Genomic DNA, 17,360 nt, shown 5'->3' on the forward strand with positions numbered 1-17,360 from the left:
TTTCAAGACCGCGACCGCCGAGGAGCTGCCCGAGGCGACAGCGGTGATGGATCCCTTCCACGTCGTTGCCCTGGCCGGCGAGAAGGTCGATCAGTGCCGCCAACGCGTCCAGCAGGCCACCCTCGGCCATCGTGGCCGGTCCGGGGACCCGCTCTACGGGATCCGCCGCGTGCTGCACACCGGCGCTGACCTGCTCACCGACAAGCAGATCACCCGCCTGAAGGCCGTGTTCGCCAGCGATGAGCACGTCGAGGTCGAGGCGACCTGGGGCGTCTACCAGCGGATCGTCGCCGCCTACCGCCATCCCGACCGCGCTGCCGGGAAGCGAGAACTGCAGGCAGTGATCGACGACCTCACCGACGGGGTGCCCAAGCAGCTCAAAGAACTCATCACCCTCGGCCGGACACTGAAACGCCGAGCCCTCGATGTGCTGGCCTACTTCGACCACCCCGGCACCAGCAACGGCCCGACCGAGGCGATCAACGGCCGACTCGAGCACCTCCGCGGCACCGCGCTGGGCTTCCGCAACCTTGCCCACTACGTCATCCGCGCCCTACTGGACACCGGAGGATTCAGAACCGAACTACACCGTCATCTGTGAAGAGCCTCGAAAGCGTCGTTCAAGGCGTGGCTGGAGGCCCGCCCCGAGGCCTGGAAGAAGGGCGTCGAGGTCGTCGCGATGGACGGGTTCACCGGGTTCAAGACCGCGACCCAGGACGCTCTCCCGCACGCGATCACCGTGATGGACCCGTTCCACGTCGTCCGCCTGGCCGGCGACGCCCTGGACGACTGCCGCCGACGCGTCCAGCAGCAGCTCCACAAGCGCAGAGGCCGCAAGGACGACCCTCTCTACAAGACCCGACGGACGCTCCACACCGGGACGAGCTTGCTCACCGATCGGCAGTGCGACCGGCTCTCCGCCCTGTTCACCGCCGAGCAGCACATCGCGGTCGAAGCGGCGTGGGAGGTCTACCAGGCCACGGTCGAGGCCTACCGAGAACCCGACCGGACCCGAGCGAGGCAGCGGATGGAGAAGATCATCGCTGCGCTGGGCAAAAACGTCCCAGACGCACTGCCCGAGCTCGCCAAGCTCGGCCGCACCCTCACGAAACGAGCCACGGACGTGCTCGCGTTCTTCGATCGGCCCGGCACCAGCAACGGCCCGACAGAGGCGATCAACGGCCGGCTCGAGCACCTCCGCGGCTCCGCACTGGGCTTCCGCAACCTCGTCCACTACATCGCTCGCAGCCTCCTCGAAGCCGGCGGCTTCAGACCCCTCCTACACCCTTAAATGCGAAGAGCCGTCAAAGCCAAGGACAAGTTGAGTCTTATCTGTGTTTCTTGCTTCCTTTAGCACGTGCAGTCTCCTCTGGGTGGGGAGGCGGGTGGTTATTGCTTCTTAAGATTGCTGACTGCTCTCGCTGACACTACGAACAGTGGAACCGCAGAAAGCAGTAGTAACACCCCCAGCCAGACTATTCCGGACTCAGTAAGCAACTGTGACAGCCCCGCCAGGACGACAATAACTCCGACGATCAGAAGCATTGTCAATCTTCCACGTGTCATACCTATCCCCGCAATAGCTTTCGTGCGCGGAGTGCGGGCGAATCAGTTGTGACCCGATTCGCAAGACACGGTATCACCATGTCAAAGTATGGTCAACCCGGCCGGCTTTTCGGCTATTAAATGTGCCTCCCATGGAGGAGTCTTCGGGGGCAATCTCCGTAGAGTAATCGCTCGATGCACCGCTGTCGGTGAGTAATGTTAGTAATCACCTGGGAAGAGGCGTTTAATGTTCTGCAGTGTTGTCGCCGGGGCTCACGTGGTCAGGTGGCGACGCGGTGGACGCGATGCTGCGGCCCGCCGATGAAGCCGAAGGCCTGGTACTGCCTGTACAGGTCTTCCGAGTTCGCGGTCGCGACGATCACGGACCCTGGCGGCGGGACGGTGTCGAGGGCGCGGAGAGCGAGCTGGATGCCGGTGAGGCGGGTGCCGGGGAGCTGGGTGAGGCCGGCGATCTCCCAGCGCGGCCCGGCCGGTGTCTCCAGGCCCCAGGGAAACAGGGACCCGCCGCCGCGGGGCAGGAGGAACAGCAGCCCGATCATGAACACCACCGTCGCCACCGGGAGCGCCAAGGCCAGCCACCCGGCGATGTTCACCAGCGCTGCCGCCGCGACGAAGTAGGCGCCGAACACGATCAGGATGATCGGGATCAGCACGAGCACGTCCAGGACGGGGCTGGAGCGGTAGAGCATCACCATGCCCGTGCGCGTGGGGTCGAGGTAGAGGCCCCGCCGGAGCGTGCCAGGAATGACCGACAGGAGCGTCCACGGCAGCGCGAGCGGTGCGAGGAGAGCGTGTGGGGTGAAGGCGCGGGCCATGATCTACGCAGCACGGAAGACGTGGTAGCTGGGTCGGGGAGGCATAGGGCCATCCTCGCAACACGATCTAGAAGAGGACCTCCGACGTTGCGCTACGCAATGACGACGAAAGCTCCCCATGCACCCGGAGGTGGGTGGGGAGCTTTCGCAGTCGATCGCATCGAGAGCCTCGAGTGCTGAGCACGTCGATTGCCCCAGCGTGACGGTCGGGGATGGGCGGGACCAGTTCCGCCGGGATGATTACTACATCAACACCGGAGGAGCCTTGAACCCCTCGACCGCGAGACTCGGGAGAGGGGTCAGTGGGCCGCGTCGTAGGCCTCGATGATGGTGGCGGCGAGGCGTCCGCGGTCGCTGACGTCGTGGCCGTTCTCGCGCGCCCACTCACGGATCCGCGCCGTCCGCTCCGGGTTGCTCTCGCTGGTGCGCCGAGTGCCGGCGGTGCGGCGTCCTCCGATGCGTCGGCCGCTGGCGATCCAGGTCCCGAGCTGCTCTCGGAGCTGCCCGGCGTGGGAGTCGTTCAGATCGATCTCGTAGGCCACGCCGTCAAGAGCGAACGACACCGTCTGGGTGGCCTCGCTGCCATCAACATCGTCGGTGAGGATTACCTGAGTCTTGCGCGCCATGATCGACCTTCCGGTGCTGGGGTACTGAACTGCATGCACAGTGAAGCAAGAGATTCTGAGAATACCCAAAAGGCTGTGACTATGATCGGCTTCACCGATGGTGGAAGAGTTGCGTGATGTGCGGCAGATACGTTCTTGAGATCGATGGAGACGGGCTGCTGCACAGCTATGTGGCCATCGGGCAGGACCGCGCGGCGCAGTGGGAGGCGGTCTACAGCATCGCTCCGCGCACCAAGGCGCCGGTGGTGCGCGAGTTCGTCGACGACGACGGTGAGGTGCAGCGGAGTCTTGAGCTGGCGCGCTGGGGGTTGCATCCCGCGTGGGCGAAGGACAAGGGGCCCCGCCCGATCAACGCGCGCCTGGAGACGATCGCGACCAACGGCATGTTCCGCGGAGCGTTCTCGAGCGGCCGCGCCGTCGTACCGATGACGGGCTACTACGAGTGGGTCGAGGCCGACGACGGCGGCAAGGACCCCTTCTTCATCCACCACCCCGACGGGCAGCTGCTGCACGCCGCCGGCCTCACCGCTGCCCGCAAGGCCGAGGACGGCGACGGCTGGGACGTCACCTTCACCATCGTCACGCGCGAGGCGCGGGACGCCGGCGGCGAGGTCCACGACCGCATGCCCGTCTTCCTCGCCGAGGACGCCGTCGCCGACTGGCTCGTCCCCAGGATGCTCGAGCCCGAGCAGAAGGAACCTCTGCTCGCGCAGCTCGACCAGGTCTCCACCACCATGGCTGGCGAGCTGGTGACCGTGCCGGTGGATCGTCAGGTGAACAACGTCCGCACGCTCGACCGCACGGACCCCTCGCTCATCGAGTCGCTCGGCGCTAGCTGACTCTGCAAGTAGCGCTCCGTCGGGGTCTGGGATCACGCTGTGTCCGCGCGCTGCGATCAGGTCCGAGTTCTTGGACCGCGCCGAGATCACTTGATCTTGGGCTCTCAGGAGCCCGAATCGGACTCCGTCCTCTATGGTGTAGATCACAGCCACCAACGAAGGGGAGATCATGCACCACACGTCCCGGCTTGCCCGCTCAACACTCACGATGCTCTTCGCACTCATGTCAGTGGCAGCGCTCTGGGGCCTGCAGCCTGCGCACGCGGAGGATGGCGATGGCCTCTCTGTAACCGAACTTCGCCTCCTGGAAACAGGTGGACCTGTGAACGTCCTCCTTGATGCCGAGACAGGAGAAATCATCAGCGTCACAGAGGGAACCTCTGTGCAGCCTTTGGGTGCGGTTCGTAACGGCTGCACCAGTGCTCGAGCGTGCTGGTACGGCTACGCATCTCCATTGGTGCCATACGGCTTCGATGGGACCGGAGCTTCTGGTTCCTGGCCGGAGCGGGGGACGTTCCTCACTAAGAAGTTCACCGCTCGCGTGTGCTGGCTCCCCGTCGCGTCCCCTAACCAGTTGTGCACCGCATCATTCGGGCCCAACAGCAGCATCGGCTTCAATGCCGCTGTGAACGGCACCAGGGTGTACCTCAGCTAAGAGCAGCACCTGGTAGGTTGCAGGGGTAGGTCCTCGGCGGAAAGACCGATCGGAACGATGTGTTCAGGGGAGTTTAACTCATGACAAAAACTGCTCGGCTTGCTCGAACGGTCGCCCTCTGCTTCGTTGGGTCCTCCGCTCTATTTGTCGGCACTCAGCCCAGCACTGCCGAAGCCCCGAGTGATGGGGTGCCCATGGAGCTCTCTCAAGAAGAGCGTGAGCTGATTGATTCCGGCGAGCCTGCTAACGTGCTGTACGACTCGGAAACGGGACAGATTCTTAGCGTAACGTCGGCCGGGAACTAAGCCTAAGCCTGCACGTTTCAGATGGAGGGCCCACCAGTCGGTGGGCCCTCCATTATTTGATGGCAACTGTCCAGAATGGACTGTTGATTGAGATCAACCCTTCATGGGCGTGACACCTGGGTTAGTGACCGTGGCGGTGGGCAGCCAGGCGAACAGCGTCCGCACCCTCGACCGCACGGACCCCTCGCTCCTCGCCCCGCTCGACGCCGACTGCGCCTGCTGGCGCCTGGCTGTCCGGGCCTGAGCGCACACCGAGCCCATGAGGCTCCAGCCCTTCACTCCCTATCCCGCTCCGCCCTCCGGGAGGTCGAGCGCGATGCGCGCGCGGTACCCGCGGTACTACGCGCAGAAGGACTTGCTCGACGCGGCCGAGTCGGTCGTTGCCGGCTACCACCGCGCCGTCGCCGGCGGCACCCCGGTGTCCCTGACCCACAGCTCGCGGGACCCCGATCTTCCTGACGAATCCGTCCAGGTCACCGTCAGCGACGAACAGCTGCTCCTTACCGTTGAGGAGTGGCTGGGCTGCCTCGAGCTCGTCGAGTCCTACGTGATGTCCTGGGTCTCCGCCCGGGTACACCTCGAGGGAGCGAAGGACCGCGCCGGACGCGGCCGCGTGGAGCCGTTCTGGTACGAGGCGATTCGCCGCGCGAACCCCGGTCGGCGCTGAGGCGACACCAGGAGGTCGCGGCAGGCGCGCGCGGCACCTCCGGTGCTGAACGTACGACGGTAGGACGGCGCCCGCCCCTGCTGTCGAGTGCTGGTGTTGCGGGCCGGGGCGCGTGGCTGGCTCGGGTCCTGGGTGCGGTGACGAGCGAGGTGGGTGGGTCGCCGGCGATCACGTGACCCCATCTCGGCTCCGCTGGGGGTGCTGGACCGGGGGATCTTGACGCACTGGTGGGGGCGAGGCAAGCCCGGCTCGCTGCGCTCGGCCGACGGTGGGCCTGTCAATTTGTCTGTGTAAGCGGGGTGTTCACAGGTAGGGGGTGATCCGGTCGGGGTAGGCGGCGGCGAGCTGGGCGAGGGCCTGCTTCCAGTTCGTGACGACCTGGCCGTCGACGAGTCGGCCCTGGGCCTTCCGCTCGTTCGCGGGCTTGCCACGGTCGCGGGCTCGGTCCGCGGCGCGCTTGTCCTCGATGTTGCAGATCGCGAGCCAGAGCAGCTTCACGGCCGCGTCCGTCGAGGGGAAGTGGCCGCGGTTCTTCGTGACCTTCCGCAGCTGGTAGTTCAGCGACTCGATCGCGTTGGTCGTGTAGATGACCTTCCTCAGCATCGGCGGGAACTGGAGGAACGGCACGAAGCGGTCCCACGAGTTCTTCCAGGTCATCACGGTCGAGGGGTACTTCTGCCCCAGCGGCGAGGTCTCGAACTCGACCAGCGCCGCCCGCGCCGCGTCTTCGCTGGCGGCGGTGTAGATCGGTTTGAGCGCGGCGGCGACCTTCTTGCGGTCCTGGTAGGCCACGAACCGCGTCGCGGCCCGGATCAGGTGGACCACGCAGGTCTGGACCATCGAGTCCGGCGACGTCGCCTCGATCGCCTCCGGCAGGCCCTTCAGCCCGTCGCAGCACATGATCAGCACGTCCCTCACTCCGCGGTTGGCGAGGTCGGCGCAGACGTGGGCCCAGAACGCCGACCCCTCGGTGTCCTGCACCCAGATCCCCAGCACGTGCTTGACCCCGTCAAGATCCACGCCGACCGCGATATAGGCGGCGCGGTTGATGACCTGGTTGTTCTCCCGGATCTTGATCCGGATCGCGTCGAGGTAGAGGACGGGGTAGAACTCCTCCAGCGGCCGCGCCTGCCACGCGGCGACCTCTTCGAGCACGGCGTCGGTGACGTTCGAGATCGTCTCGTGCGACAGGTCCGTGCCGAGCGTGGAGGCCAGGTGGTGCTGGATGTCCCGGATCGTCATCCCGCCCGCGTAGAGGCTGATGATCATGTCATCGAGCCCTCCCAGGCGTCGCTGGCCCTTGGGGACAAGGCGCGGCGTGAATGAACCGGCACGGTCCCTGGGGACGTCCAGCGCGATCGGCCCGACTTCGGACTGAACCGTCTTCGGCGTCGTCCCGTTACGGGAGTTGGCGTGCTTCGATGCGTCCTCGGAGCCCTTCTCGTAGCCGAGATGGCTGCTCAGCTCCGCCTGCAGGCCCCGTTGGAGCGCGGCCTTGACCAGCGCGGGCACGAACCCACCGTCCCCGGTCAGCTCTACGTTCCCGGCGTCGATCTGAGCGAACAGCGCGTCCAGCTGCCCGGCGGCCATCAACTGCTCGACCAGGTCCTGGCCCGAGGGCCCACCCGGCGTCTTCTCGTCCGTCATGGTCATGATTCTTACCGTTCCTCTCGGTACGGCTTACACAGACCATCTGACATGCCCCGCGATCGCCCGTCACCTGGATCGCCCGAAAACGGCTCTCAAGGTCGACGTCAAGGGCGGCCATGTCTGGCACTGCTCTCTGTCTTTGCGCGCCGACGAAGGCGTGCAGACCGACGAGAAGTGGCAGGCGATCGCCAACGACTTTGTGCGCGCCATGGAGTTCGACGATCCCGACTCTCCGAAGGACCCATGCCGCTGGGTTGCCGTCCGCCACGGCTTGTCGAAGAACGGCAACGACCACGTTCACATCGTCGTCGACTTGGTGCGCGAGGATGGCACCAAGGCCAGCATCCACAACGATCACCACCGCGCTCAGAAGGTCAGCCGCGCGCTCGAGGTGAAGCACGGCCTGGAGCCCCTAGAGTCCGCCAAGGTAGAGCGCGCCACCCGCGGCTACAAGCCGGCCGAGCGCGAGGCCCAGGCGACCGCCCGCGCCCGCGCCAAGTACGAGCGCGCCCGCAAGAGCGACCGTCAGCAGCAGCGCCCCGCGTGGGATCACCTCGAGGCCGAGCACCGGCGCGCACGTATCGCCGCCGAGATGCGCACCGAGCAGCCCCGCTACCTCCTCGCCGTGAAGGTCCGCGGCTGCGCGGCAGCCGCCGGCGACGAGGCCGAGTTCGTGCGCCGGATGCGCCGCTCCGGCCTCCTGGTCCGGCCCCGCTTCGCAGACGGCCGAACCGACGTCGTGACGGGCTACAGCGTAGCCGAGCGACCCACGGCAGGGGAGCGGCCCATCTGGTACGGCGGCGGACACCTCGGTAAGGACCTCCGTCTGCCCCGGCTACGCGAGGCTTGGCCCGACACCCCAGCCGGCGCCAGCGAGGCCGTCGACGAATGGACAGCGGCCAAGCGCGGCCGGCGCGTTGTCGCGCCCGGTCGCGAGGCCCGCGAGCCCGACCCCGCACAGTGGGAGCAGCGAAACCGTGAGCTTGGCCAGCTCGTCGAGAAGCTGCGCACCGTCCCTCTCGAGGACCGCGACACGTGGGCCACCGTGGCCCGGCAGACCGCCGGCGCCTTCGCCGCATGGTCCAACGCCACCGAGGAGAAGCCCGGCGACCTCGCCGCGGCCGCCGAAGCCCTGTCCCGTTCCGCACAGACGTACCGCTCCACCCCGCCACCGCAGAAGATCGGCACCAGCGCCCTCTCCGGCAGCGCCATGCTCCTGGCCGCCGCCGCCCGGGGCGGCCGCGGCACCGTCGGCCAGGCCGTCATGATCCGGCAACTCCTCCGGCTCACACAGTCAGTGCACGACGCCGCGAAAGCCGCCGAACAGCACCGCCAGGCCCAGCTCCTCGCCACCGAGACACGCGCCCGTCTCGTGCGCGTCCGCGAGGCCCTGCCAGCCCCCGCGGCGGCTGCTCGCCCCGCCGGCGCAACCGCGACGCTCGAGCGACCGGCGACCCTCGACCCCGAGGCCCAGGCGATGCTCGATCGACTCCGTGCCGGCAACGCGCACGACGCCCCCGCGGCCGTTGATCCGCTCCCGCGCCCCATCGAGCCCCGCAAGACCCGTCAACAAAGCCAGCCCGGCCCCGAGCACGGCGCCGAGCGATGAGAGAGGAGACCTGCCATGGTCGACGAATCTGACGGCATTGAAGAAGCGATCGAGGGCCAGACGCGGCTCTTGATCACCGCGGCAGCCCAGGCAGGCGACCGGATAGCCCGGATGCGCGAGGACGCCCTGCGCCGCGCCCAGGCCACCAGTGAGCGAGAAGCCCGCGAGCTGCAATCTCGCCTCGCCGGCGAGCAACGCGCCGTCCGGGCGGACCTCTCCGGGGTCCAGCGCGCCGAATGGTGGGAGAACGCATCACCCGAACGCATCGCCCAGGCCTACGAGTCCGCCGTGGCATGGCGGGACGAGGAACCCGAAGCGGCCCGGGCCGAACAGCGCATCATCGACGAGCTGCGCACCCGGCACGGCATCACCCCCGACCAGCTGCGCGCCCAGGTCGCCGCCGAGCGAGGAGAGCGCGGACCCGCCAGGTACGTCCTCACCGAGGGCTACGACGATCGGAAGACCACGCGCGACATCTCCCGTGACGATGCCCTCGCTCTCGTCGACCGCACTCCGCGAGCTGGTGACCTCACTCCCACCCGCCGGCAGCAGTTCGAGGATATGCGCGGCTGGATTGGCCAGGACCGAGACGTGGACCTCGCGATTGCGGCGAAGTTCCCGCAGATCATGACCGAGGAGCAGCAGGCCGCGGTCCGTCGCGCCGAGGTGGAGCAGCAGCGCTCATCAGAGCCCCGGTTCGAGGTCTATCAGATGGTCCAGGAGCACGACAGCAGCCGCGACCTCGGCAAGGCCGGCGCGCTTGAGATGATCGAGAAGACCGCCGGCACGCAGCCGGGCACCGAGTCACGTCAGCTTGGCAACGACATGCGCCAGTGGGGGGCAAGGACCCCGACGTCGACCGTGCGCTGGCTCAGACACACCCTCAGCTCCTCACCGAGGAGCAGTTGGCCACGATCGAACGCGCCGAGGCCGAGCGCCAGCGACAGGCCGAACAGCGCGACCGCGCCGAGGCGGCCGCGCTCATGGCAGAGGCCACCGCCGAGGAGAACCGCGCGCAGGAGCGCCACGAGGACAGGCCGGACCTTCCGGCTCTCGCTGACGAGCACGAGCAGCGCGCCGAGAGCGCACGCGAGGAGGCCGTCACCAAGTACGACAGCGCGGAGCGCCGTGCGTCCACCGCCGCCGACCCTGAAAACCAGGGCCACGATCACGAGACCGTGGCTCGACAGATGCGCGCCGAAGTCTCCCAGAGCGCCCGCCACCGAGGCCACCAAGGACAGCCGAGCCCCGCGGGCACGCAAGAGCCGCGGCCGCAGCGGAGCGAATCGGCAGCGTGAGCGCGGCGGGCTCACCCGCTGAGCCCTGACATGAGGAAGGGCCGCACCCATTAGGTGCGGCCCTCTCTCATGCTTACGTCGTCACAGCGGATATATCCGGAGCCATGAAGAAGGTTCGAATGTGATACTGCGGCGCTGAGGTGTCCGCACGGGCCATGATCGAGGCGAATCCAGAGAAGTGACAGTTGACCACTTCGTTCGCCTGGGTCTTAGCGTCGACAAGTCTCTTCCACTGTCGCGTTCTGTCGCGGTCGACTAGCGAATCGACGATTGCAAGAAACTGCGTATCCTCGTCGTCTACGTCGGTTCTGCCAAGAACTTCGAACCTCACTCCGGCCATTTCGTCAGGGCCTTCCGGGAGTAGGCTTGCCGACAGTACTTGTCCTGAGCCTGTAATGATCAGCAATGCGCTCTACCGCTCCTTGGTCCGGTTGGGGCTGTCGCTATGCGCCGTTAGCCATGACTTTTAGGGTCAGGTTCGGCCCACTCGTGGTTGGGGTCAGCAGGCGAGGGCGAGGTCGCTGGGGCTGATCGTGCTCTGTAGGCCTTCGGCGGCATCCAGCGAAGTCCTGGCCGTACCCCGGTCGATAATGTAAATCCAGTACACGGTCTTAGGTGGGCACTGCGGCAGGGTCTTGGCGGTGCACTTCGTGTTTGAGAGGTTCATGTCGGGGTATACGGAGCGGAGGTACTTCAGGCGATTGTTGCAGGAGGTGTTCGTCTTGTAGTTGACGTAGTCATAGGGAATCCATGTCGCCACGACTTCATTAGAGCCTTGGGCGGATTGCTCCTCCTCCGCTCGCGCGGAGGGGGATGCTACAGTTGTGAGTAGAGCAAGTGCAAAGGCTAGTGCAACAAGTAGCTTCGCAAATGAAGCGAGGTGAATGCGCATTATTGTCTCCTCTTTGAGTTTGCGCTGAGTGGGATTCCATAATCGCAACCCATGGTGTACATTTCACTCGATTTCGCTTGATTGTTACCCAATAGTTACGCGGCGCGTGCCACCGAGGCCACGCGGGGCGGGCGCGCCGCGCGCATGGGCCATAGCGTCGCCGGGGCGAGCTGGCAAGACGAGCGCGGGCTCTCGGGCTGACCCCGGATACGAAGGAGGGCCGTGCCCATTAGGTGCGGCCCTCGCGGTCTGGTGTCCCATCCCGCCGCGTGTTCTCAGTGGTCACCGGCACGTGTTTCGTGTGACCTAGAAAGTAGCCGTGCTGCGCCCATCGGAGTGAGCCTCACGGACTGTGGGACTGGCCGCGTCTTAGTCCTCCGGAGGAGGGGGCGCCAGCAGCTGCGGCTCCGATCGCGCTGCAGGCCGCGTGCTGTTCTGCTGCTTCCGTACGTCCGGGAACAGGCCTTCCGGCGGCGCCTCATAGGGCAGCGGCTCGCCCTTGCCAGCTCCGTTCGCCGCGTCGAATCGCTTGGACGACGCGAACGGCCCCTCAGGGTCCATCAGCACGGCCATGTGGTGGTCGGCGTGATCGCGCCACCACACGCTCATGCCCGTGGACGGGTCCAACCGCAGGTGCTCCCACGCCCTCCACAGCGCCTCGAGCCGGATCCCCGCTTCGTCATACTCCCACCAGCGCGCCGACCAGACCCGGTAATCGGAGGTTGCCCCGCGATATACGTGCCGCAGATACTCCCGCACGAACTCGTCGACCGATCCGTAGACCAGCTCCGGCGACCGCTCCTCCTCCTCCGGATCAGCCTCCGTCTCCGGTTCGGGCTCCGCGGGAGACAGCTGCTCCTCGACCGCCGCGGCCGCCGAAGCCTGCGCCTGCTCGCGCAGCCTCTCCACCAGCTCCTCGGTCAGAGCACCCGCGACCGCCTCCGTCGCGATCGCGTCGACCTCACCACGGACCGCCTTCTTCACCGCGGCATCGACAGCCTCAACCGCCGCGCCGGCCACGTCCAGACCCGCCGGAACGCCAGCAGCCGCCGAGGCCGGCGGCTTCGGGGCGGGCACGGGAGGCGGGGGCACCTCCCACGTCTCCTCTCCCCAATCGTTCTCGCTCATGCTCGCTCCTTCGTCGCCAGCTCCGCCTCCACCGTCGCCCGCTCGCTCTCCGCGTCCGCGATGGTCCGCTCAGCCAGCGGATCATGCGCCCGGATCGAGGCCTCAACCGCTTCCCGGTGCGGACCGGCCATCCACGGCTGCGTCGTGACCAGCGTCGGCCGCGATCCCGAGGCCAGCACGACGGCGCGCCCCTTGGGGAGCGCGCCGAGGTCCGCCACGTCCAGAATCCGCTCACGATGGAGCTGCTGAGAGACCGTGCGCTGCCCCTTGCTGTGCGGCGCAGGGGAGAGGGTGCAGGGGAGGCGATGCGGGGCGTGGCGCTCCGGGGGCGGGACCCGGCCGCGAGGCGCGGCCGACGGCGCGACGGCGTCGTGATGCCACACTGGAGGACGCCCGCGGCAGCGCGGGGCGCACCAGAGGAGCAGGAGACGAGCCGATGACCGCGCATGCCACCCCCGAGCAGCCGGGCCCCGAGCCGGCCGACGCGCCGGACCCGCCCGGCCCCGCAGCCGGGACCGTCTCGGAGCGGCCCTCGCACCCCGTGTGGTCCGCGGCCGAGGCGGAGGACGCCTGGGCCGTGCAGGGCGTCGACGATCCCTCGGGGGAGCGGCCGGACGGCGGCTCGAGCGCGGAGGAGTGGCTGCAGGGCCCGGTGGAGTCGCGCGCCGGCCACGAACCACTTCCGCAGCATCCCGCCGTCGGGGCCGAGCCGCCCACCGACGAGCTGCCCGCCACCGACCCCTCCCCGGCCGAGCCCGTCCCGGCCGAGCCCGTCCTCGCTGATCCCTCCGTCGCGACCGCCGCGGACGGCCCGGCCCCCGCGGAGCAGGCCCCGGCCGAGCTCTCCTCGGACGAGGCCTTCGTCGACGCCCCGACCGCGCCCGAGGCCGATCCCGACCGCGACCCCGAGTCCGGGGAGCACTGGCACGTGGTGGACCAGCCGCTCGGCGCCGACCCGCAGACCGCCGCGTCGCAGGATCCCGCCCCGCAGGACGGCGCCGCGCAGGTCGCTGCCGCATCGTCCGACGTTCCGCCCGTCGCGGGCGCTCCCCTCGGCACGGCAGGAGCGGACCTGCAGCGCGCGGCCTCCGAGAATGACAGCGCCGCCGGGTCGACGCGCGCCCCGCACCGCCCGCCGCACCGCCCCTCGCAGCCCGGCGCGGCCGCGGCCCGCCACGACAAGGCGCAGCCCGCACCGCAGCGACCGACCGAGCCCGCCCCCAAACCCGCTTCCGAGTCCGCTCCCACTCCGCCCGCACGGCCCGGCGGCACCCTCGCCGCGACGCTCGAGCTGCTCGCCCCGCACCTGCGCCCCCAGCGGCCCGCCCTGGCCACGGGCGGGATCACCCTGGTCCTCGGCACGATCGCCCTGGCAATGTCGCCCCTCGCCCTGCGCAGCGGCCTCGACGCCGCGAGCAGCACCGGCGCGGCCTCCGCCCTCCCCGCCGCGTTCGGGCTCGCCGCGGCCGCCCTGATCGGGGTGGGACTGCGCGCGCTCGCGTCCACATCCCTGGACGGCGCCGGCTCCCGCGCCGCGACCGGGCTGCGCTCCCGCCTGCTGCACCACCTCCATCGCCTCAGCCCCGGCCGGGACATCGAGGACCTCGAGGGCGCCGCGACCCCACTGCTCGAGGACGTGGCGAGCCTGCGCGACCTCGTCGGCCGTGCCGGACCGCGTCTCCTCGGCGCCGTGATCGCACTGGTCACGCTGCTGATCACGGTGCTCGTGATCGCCCCGTCCCTGGCTCCCGTGCCGATCCTGGCCGCGGTCCTAGCCACCCTGGTCAGCATCCTGACCGGACGCAGCGGGGCACGCCGCGAGACCGCCGCCAGGACGGACGCCGCCGCCCTCGCGGACACCGCCCAGGAGCTCCTCGCCGCGACCCGCACCGTGCAGTCCTACGGCCTCGAGGACCGCGCCGCCGGCACCCTCGCCGAGGTCGGGGCCCGTGCCGCCCGCTCCCGCTCCGCCGCCCGCCGCGGCCGGGTGCTGGGCCTGGCCGCACACGCCCTCATCGGCGCGGCCGGTGCGGTCGCCGTGCTCTTGCTCGGCGGCGGCGAGAGCGCCGGGGACCTCGTCGTTCTGCTCGCCGCGACCCTCGCCGCGGTCCCCCTGGCCGACGCGATCGTCCGCTCCCGCGCCGAGATCTCCGCCGCCGTCACCGCCGCGTCCGGCCTCTCCGACCTCCTCTCCCGCACCGCCGCGATCGGTGAGCCGCCCCGCACCCTCGGCGTCGGCCGACTGCGCGGCGAGGTCGTGTTCTCCGCGATCACCGCGCACTCCGAGCGCGGCCCCCGCTTCGACGGCATCTCCGTCGTCATCCCCGCCGGTCAGCGCGTCGCACTCATGGACCGCAGCGGCGCCGAGGCCTCCGCCCTGCTGTCCTACCTGCTCCGCTTCGACCAGCCCGAGACCGGGCGGGTGCTGCTGGACCGCTACGACACCCGCTCCCTGTCGCTGGCGGACCTGCGCGGCGCCCTCGCCGTCGTCCAGCGCGAGCCCGCGCTGTTCTCCGAGACCGTGCGCGAGAACATCCGCGCCGGCCGGCCCGAGGCGGACGACCTGGAGGTCGCCGAGGCCGCACGCCGCAGCGGCGCCGACGTCCTCCACTCCGAGCTGCCCAGCGGGTACGAGACGCTGCTGGTGCGCCGCGGCGCCGCGCTCACCGACGGGCGCCGGCGGCGCATCGCCATCGCCCGCGCCCTGCTGCGCGATGCGCCCGTGGTGCTGCTGGACCGCGCCGACGCCGAGCTCGCCCCGCGCGAGCGCGCGGAGGTGCTCGCCGCGCTCGATGCGCTGGGGGAGGGCCGCACCGTCCTGATCCACAGCCGCGACCCCGAGACCGTGCGCGGCGCCGACCGGGTGCTGTGGTTCGAGGACGGCCGCCTGGTCGAGGACGGCCACCCCGACCGCCTCGCCGACGACCCCGACAGCCGCCTGGCGACCTGGCTGCTGGAGGCCGACGACCCCGAGGCCTGACCCGCGCCCCGCCGGGCACCTGCTCCTCTCCTGCCCTCCATGCCCGCGACACCTCGATGACACCTGCGCCTGTCACGGTGACAGGGACTCGTCCGGGACCGGCTGCGGCCGCCAGTGGGAGGGAAGCGCAATGATCGTCTCCGTCATCGGTGTGGGATATCTGGGAGCGGTGCACGCCGCCGCGATGGCCGAGCTCGGCCACGACGTGATCGGCCTGGACGTGGACTCGGGCCGCGTCGCGGCCATGCAGGCGGGCCGTGCCCCCTTCCACGAGCCCGGCTTCGAGGAGATCCTCCGCCGCGGCCTGGCCGCCGGACGTCTCCGCTTCACCACCGACTACGCCGAGATCGCCCACGCCGACGTGCACTTCCTGGGCCTCGGCACCCCGCAGCGGGCCGACGGATTCGGCGCCGACCTGCGCTCCCTCGAGGCCGCCGTCGCCTCCCTCGCCGCAGTGCTGCCCGCCCGCGGCGGCGCGCCGACCCTCGTCGTCGGCAAGTCCACCGTCCCCGCCGGCACCGCCCGCCGCCTGCGCGCCCAGCTCACCGCGGTGCCCGGCGCGGACCTGATGTGGAACCCCGAGTTCCTGCGTGAGGGCTTCGCCGTCCAGGACACCCTCGCCCCCGACCGTCTCGTCTACGGCGTCGCCGCGCCCGGCACCCCCGCGGCCGACGCGCAGATCGCGCTGCTGGACGCGGTCTACGCGCGGCTGATCGCCGCCGAGGTGCCGCGCCTGGTGATGGGCTTCGAGACCGCGGAGCTGGTGAAGGTCTCCGCCAACGCCTTCCTCGCCACCAAGATCTCCTTCATCAACGCGATCGCGGAGCTGTGCGAGGCCACCGGCGGCGACGTCACCGACGTCGCCCGCGCGATCGGCATGGACGACCGCATCGGGTCGAAGTTCCTGCGCGCCGGGATCGGCTTCGGCGGCGGCTGCCTGCCCAAGGACATCCGCGCCTTCATCGCCTCCGCCGAGGACCTCGGCGTGGGCGAGGCGCTCGGCTTCCTCCGCGAGGTCGACGCCGTCAACCAGCGCCGACGGGTGCGCGTGGTCGAGCTCGCCCGCGAGCTGCTCGGCGACCTCGCCGGCCGACGCATCACCGTGCTCGGCGCCGCGTTCAAGCCCGACAGCGACGACGTGCGCGACTCCCCGGCCCTCGAGGTCGTCTCCCGCCTGATGTCCGCGGGCGCCCATGTCACGGTCACCGACCCCGAGGCCCTGGACAACGCCGCGAAGCGCGTCCCCGGCCTGGTCGGCGAGGCCGACACCGAGCAGGCGCTCGCCGGCGCCGAGCTGGTGCTGCTGCTGACCGAATGGAGCGAGTACAAGGGCCTGGACCCGGTGCGCGTGCGGAACCTGGTCGCCGCGCAGCGCATGATCGACGGCCGCAACGTCCTGGACCCGCGGGCGTGGCAGGACGCGGGCTGGGATATCCGCTCGCTGGGCCGCGGGACGGGACCCGCGACCGGGACCTCCACCGTCGGCGGCCCCGCCGTCCGTCCGGACCTGCCGATCCCCGCCTGACCCGTCGCGTCCGGTTCGTCTGACCTGAGGAGGATGGACGGGTATTGGCGTGCAGCGTGCCGGTACGCCTATATAGGCATAGAGGCACGCGCTGCGCCATGACCCGACCACGCCCGCAGCCACACCCCATGAGACGGCACGTTCAGGAGGCGAGAGGGCGGCGGTGCTCCCGTCGGCGGAGGATCGTGAGCAGCAGCTCGGAGGTCCGCTCCCAGTCGAGGAAGACCTGTTCCCAGGTCAGCCTCGTCACGGTGTAGCGGCGGGCCTGCTGCTGCAGATCCCGTGCCCGGTCCAGGTGGTACTGGCGGGGGTTGTCGTGGAACTGGACGCTGTCGCACTCGATGATCCAGTTCTGGCCGAGCTTCAGGTCCACTCGTCCCACGCCCGGGACGACGACCTGAGGCGTGACCGGCACGTGCAGCGACTCGAGCCACCAGCGCACGGCCGTCTCGGTACCGGACTCGGCGAGCGGGGAGACACGGGCGAGCTGCCTCCGTCGGGAGGAGGGGAGACCGGAGACGATCCGCTGCGCCACATGCCAGGTCAGCAGCCCCTTGTTCAGCGCCGATTCGAACAGGATCGCCGCGTCCCGAACGGGGAGGCACCTGCCGGCGTGCTCGAGCGTCAGCTCGAGCTCGGCGACCGGATCGCGATCCGGCCAGCTCCGCATCTCACTGCCGTGCAGGACGAGCGACGTCGGCCGGCCGGACTCCGGAAGGACGCGAGGACGGTAGACGTGCTCGCCGGCGTGGAGAGGGATCCACAGGCCGTGGTGCCGCGCAGCGTTGACGCAGGTCGGCCGCAC

At 69.5% G+C, this 17,360-nt stretch carries 15 protein-coding genes and 1 pseudogene; 9 read left to right on the plus strand and 7 right to left on the minus strand.

Annotation, left to right across the window (positions count from 1 at the left end):
• Positions 1–601: transposase (locus Y09_RS03500; RefSeq protein ID WP_148639505.1), on the plus strand; the 601-nt coding region annotated here is incomplete at its 5' end.
• 6 nt (positions 602–607) lie between these two features.
• Positions 608–1,291 (plus strand): annotated as a pseudogene (locus Y09_RS03505) (ISL3 family transposase); the annotation flags it as partial.
• A gap of 535 nt (positions 1,292–1,826) precedes the next feature.
• Here Y09_RS03505 and Y09_RS03510 read toward each other — a convergent pair.
• Together Y09_RS03510 and Y09_RS03515 are read right to left on the minus strand one after the other, a co-directional pair.
• Positions 1,827–2,261 carry a hypothetical protein gene (locus Y09_RS03510; protein WP_148639506.1) on the minus strand — a complete coding sequence of 145 codons (435 nt, stop codon included), beginning with the start codon at positions 2,259–2,261 and terminating at the stop codon, positions 1,827–1,829.
• 419 nt (positions 2,262–2,680) lie between these two features.
• Positions 2,681–3,007, minus strand: coding sequence for an Lsr2 family protein (locus Y09_RS03515; RefSeq protein ID WP_053916266.1), 327 nt, complete (start codon positions 3,005–3,007; stop codon positions 2,681–2,683).
• A 116-nt stretch (positions 3,008–3,123) separates the two neighbouring features.
• On the opposite strand from Y09_RS03515, the gene Y09_RS03520 reads away from it, so the two are divergent.
• From Y09_RS03520 to Y09_RS03525, 3 genes are all read left to right on the plus strand, one after another.
• Positions 3,124–3,846: an SOS response-associated peptidase gene (locus tag Y09_RS03520; RefSeq protein ID WP_053916267.1), complete on the plus strand. Its 723-nt coding sequence runs from the start codon at positions 3,124–3,126 to the stop codon at positions 3,844–3,846.
• A 1,069-nt stretch (positions 3,847–4,915) separates the two neighbouring features.
• Entirely contained in the window at positions 4,916–5,050 is a 135-nt protein-coding gene (locus tag Y09_RS18065) for a hypothetical protein (RefSeq protein WP_255351634.1), read from the plus strand.
• Between the two features lie 72 nt (positions 5,051–5,122).
• A complete protein-coding gene (locus tag Y09_RS03525; protein ID WP_053916268.1) occupies positions 5,123–5,473 on the plus strand; it encodes a hypothetical protein in 351 nt (116 codons plus the stop codon).
• A 303-nt stretch (positions 5,474–5,776) separates the two neighbouring features.
• On the opposite strand, the gene Y09_RS03530 is transcribed toward Y09_RS03525, so the two are convergent.
• The gene (locus Y09_RS03530; RefSeq protein WP_053916377.1) at positions 5,777–7,120 is read right to left on the minus strand and encodes an IS256 family transposase; all 1,344 of its coding nucleotides are present in this window, start codon (positions 7,118–7,120) and stop codon (positions 5,777–5,779) included.
• Positions 7,121–7,124: 4 nt separating this feature from the next.
• Here Y09_RS03530 and Y09_RS03535 point away from each other — a divergent pair, with 4 nt between their 5' ends.
• On the plus strand, positions 7,125–8,732 hold the full coding sequence (locus tag Y09_RS03535) for a relaxase/mobilization nuclease domain-containing protein (RefSeq protein ID WP_234695613.1): 1,608 nt from the start codon (positions 7,125–7,127) through the stop codon (positions 8,730–8,732).
• Between the two features lie 15 nt (positions 8,733–8,747).
• Positions 8,748–10,052: a hypothetical protein gene (locus Y09_RS03540; protein ID WP_053916269.1), complete on the plus strand. Its 1,305-nt coding sequence runs from the start codon at positions 8,748–8,750 to the stop codon at positions 10,050–10,052.
• A gap of 477 nt (positions 10,053–10,529) precedes the next feature.
• On the opposite strand, the gene Y09_RS03550 is transcribed toward Y09_RS03540, so the two are convergent.
• From Y09_RS03550 to Y09_RS03560, 3 genes are all read right to left on the minus strand, one after another.
• Positions 10,530–10,922: a hypothetical protein gene (locus tag Y09_RS03550; RefSeq protein WP_148639507.1), complete on the minus strand. Its 393-nt coding sequence runs from the start codon at positions 10,920–10,922 to the stop codon at positions 10,530–10,532.
• A gap of 369 nt (positions 10,923–11,291) precedes the next feature.
• A complete protein-coding gene (locus Y09_RS16760; protein ID WP_082358610.1) occupies positions 11,292–12,050 on the minus strand; it encodes a DUF4913 domain-containing protein in 759 nt (252 codons plus the stop codon).
• Positions 12,047–12,268, minus strand: coding sequence for a hypothetical protein (locus tag Y09_RS03560; RefSeq protein WP_053916272.1), 222 nt, complete (start codon positions 12,266–12,268; stop codon positions 12,047–12,049). Before Y09_RS03560 ends, Y09_RS16760 begins: the two co-directional genes overlap by 4 nt.
• A gap of 218 nt (positions 12,269–12,486) precedes the next feature.
• On the opposite strand from Y09_RS03560, the gene Y09_RS03565 reads away from it, so the two are divergent.
• A complete protein-coding gene (locus tag Y09_RS03565; protein ID WP_053916273.1) occupies positions 12,487–15,030 on the plus strand; it encodes an ATP-binding cassette domain-containing protein in 2,544 nt (847 codons plus the stop codon).
• A 130-nt stretch (positions 15,031–15,160) separates the two neighbouring features.
• On the plus strand, positions 15,161–16,555 hold the full coding sequence (locus Y09_RS03570; RefSeq protein ID WP_053916274.1) for a UDP-glucose/GDP-mannose dehydrogenase family protein: 1,395 nt from the start codon (positions 15,161–15,163) through the stop codon (positions 16,553–16,555).
• A gap of 142 nt (positions 16,556–16,697) precedes the next feature.
• Here the strand turns inward: Y09_RS03570 and Y09_RS03575 are convergent, their stop codons facing one another.
• On the minus strand, positions 16,698–17,225 hold the full coding sequence (locus tag Y09_RS03575; protein WP_234695614.1) for an endonuclease domain-containing protein: 528 nt from the start codon (positions 17,223–17,225) through the stop codon (positions 16,698–16,700).
• Positions 17,226–17,360 lie beyond the last annotated feature (135 nt).

Source organism: Brachybacterium sp. SW0106-09 (genome assembly GCF_001293905.1).
GTDB classification, from domain to species: domain Bacteria; phylum Actinomycetota; class Actinomycetes; order Actinomycetales; family Dermabacteraceae; genus Brachybacterium; species Brachybacterium conglomeratum.